This window comes from Hydrogenophaga sp. (assembly GCF_030158645.1).
Classification (GTDB): Bacteria; Pseudomonadota; Gammaproteobacteria; order Burkholderiales; family Burkholderiaceae_C; genus Hydrogenophaga.
This window is the reverse complement of record NZ_JAOASO010000070.1, coordinates 1-2,258: the sequence shown is the minus strand read 5'-3', so window position 1 is coordinate 2,258 and position 2,258 is coordinate 1. Positions and strand designations below refer to the sequence as shown.

General features: G+C 68.8%; 3 protein-coding genes and 1 pseudogene. All 4 read right to left on the bottom strand.

What is annotated here, in order from left to right:
* Positions 1-394, bottom strand: a pseudogene (locus tag Q1W68_RS07180) (lipoyl synthase); the annotation flags it as partial.
* A gap of 47 nt (positions 395-441) precedes the next feature.
* Positions 442-1,149: a lipoyl(octanoyl) transferase LipB gene (lipB, locus tag Q1W68_RS07175; RefSeq protein WP_300715978.1), complete on the bottom strand. Its 708-nt coding sequence runs from the start codon at positions 1,147-1,149 to the stop codon at positions 442-444.
* 16 nt (positions 1,150-1,165) lie between these two features.
* Positions 1,166-1,441: a DUF493 family protein gene (locus Q1W68_RS07170; RefSeq protein ID WP_300715977.1), complete on the bottom strand. Its 276-nt coding sequence runs from the start codon at positions 1,439-1,441 to the stop codon at positions 1,166-1,168.
* Between the two features lie 11 nt (positions 1,442-1,452).
* On the bottom strand, positions 1,453-2,258 hold an 806-nt coding region (locus Q1W68_RS07165), incomplete at its 5' end, for an aminotransferase class IV (RefSeq protein WP_300715975.1).

The following is a 2,258-nucleotide window of genomic DNA, read 5'->3' as shown; positions in this document are numbered from 1 at the left end:
AGGCCGCGATCGTCTTCGCGAGGTTGAGCGGCTCGTTGGCGTCCAGCGGGTCGGGACGGCCGTGGCCGACGTCGCAGAACGGGCAGCGCCGCGTGCACTTGTCGCCCATGATCATGAAGGTGGCCGTGCCCTTGCCGAAGCATTCGCCGATGTTCGGGCACGAGGCTTCCTCGCACACGGTGTGCAGCTGGTGCTCGCGCAGGATCTGCTTGATCTCGTAGAAGCGGGTGCTCGGCGAGCCGGCCTTGACGCGGATCCAGTCGGGCTTCTTCAGCGTTTCGGCCGGCACGATCTTGATCGGGATGCGCGCGGTCTTCGCCTGCGACTTCTGCTTGGCGCTGGCGTCGTAGGCGGACGCGTCGGAGGCAACTCGGGTCACGGAATCGGTCGACATCGTGGACTTTCAAAGGGGGGTGCTCGCAGCGCAGGCTGCCGGAGGGGTCAGGGGCTCAGGTGCTCGGCCAACCGGGCGCCCAACTGACGCGACACCGACGCTACGTCGACGTGCACGCCCAGTGTAGCCAGATCGACCGTCGCCAGCCCGGCATACCCGCAGGGGTTGATGCGCTGGAATGGGCTCAGGTCCATCGCCACGTTCAGCGCCACGCCGTGGTACGCGTGGTGCCGGCTCACCTTGATGCCCAGCGCGGCGATCTTCCCCAGGCCCCGGAACGGGTCCGGCGCGGCGACCCCCAGACGCTCGGCCGGCGGCACCGGCTCGAGCGGCGCGTGGCCGAACGGGTCGTCGAGCCGCACGTAGATGCCCGGCGCGCCCGGCACCCGGTGGCCGGTGACGCCGTGGCTCTCCAGCGTCTTGATCACGCAGTGCTCCAGCCGGTAGACGTACTCCTTGACGTAGATGCCCAGGCGCTTCAGGTCGATCAGCGGGTACGCCACCACCTGGCCGGGGCCGTGGTACGTGACCTGCCCGCCGCGGTTGGTCTGGATCACCGGGATGCCTCCGGGGTCGAGCAGGTGCTCGGGCTTGCCGGCCAGGCCCTGGGTGTAGACCGGCTCGTGCTCGCACAGCCAGATCTCGTCGGGCGTCGGCTCCGGCGCGGCGTTGCGGGCATCGACGCAGGCGCGCATCGCCTCGATCGTCTCGGCCGCGTCGACCCGACCCCGCCAGACCAGTTTCGGTGCAGTCATCGACAACGGTCGCGGCCTACAGCACCACCTTGACCAGCGGATGCGAGCTGAGCGCCCGGTACAGGTCGTCGAGCTGTTCGCGGCTCGTCGCGGTGACCGTGACGGTGATCGCCAGGTACTTGTTGCCGGAGCTGGGCCGCGTTTCGATGGTCGCCGGATCGAGCATCGGATCGAACCGCCGCGCCACGTCCAGCACCGCCTCGGTGAAACCGTCGACGTTGCCGCCCATCACCTTGATCGGGAACAGCGACGGGTACTCGATCAGCGAGGGTTCGGGTGGCGTGCTCTGCATGGTTCGCCGCTTCAGATCCGTTGCGCGGCCTTGGCGCGCTGGTAGGCGGCGTAGAGCTGCGCGTACACCGGGCCGGGCTTGCCGCGGCCCGCGCCGTGGCCGACCGATTCGCCGTCGAGCGTGGTCACCGGCAGCACCTCCTTGGTGGCCGAGCTGAGCATCAGCTCGTCGGCTGCCGTCACCTCGCCCTCGGAGATCGGACGCAGGTTGAAGGCGATGCCGACGTCGTCGCAGAGTTCGCGGATCAATTCGTAGCGGATGCCTTCGAGCACATGCTCGCTCTTCGGCGGACCGAGCACCGCGCCTTCGTGCACCACCCAGACATTGCACGCCGCCGCCTCGGTGAGGAAGCCGTCGCGGAACAGGAGGGTCTCCACCGCGCCGTGATCGGCCGACATCTGCCGCGCCAGCACGTTGCCGAGCAGCGAGATGCTCTTGATGTCGCCGCGCTCCCAGCGGAAGTCGCGTGCGGTCGTGCAGGCCACGCCGCGATGGCGCTGTTCGGCGCTGGGCTGCTTCATCGCGCTGACCATGATGAAGACCGTCGGCGCGATGTCGGTCGGCATCACGTGGTCGCGCAACGCCACCCCGCGGGTCACCTGGATGTAGATCAATTGGTCTTCGACCGCATGCGACTCGATCAGGCGCCGGCAGCGCGCCAGCCATTCCGTCGCGCTGTGCGGATTGCCGATGCGCACCTTGGCCAGGCTGCGGTCGAGCCGCGCCATGTGCTCGTCGAAGCGGAACAGGCCGCGCCCATAGACCGGCACCACCTCGTAGATGCCGTCGCCGAACAGGAAGCCGCGGTCGAGCACCG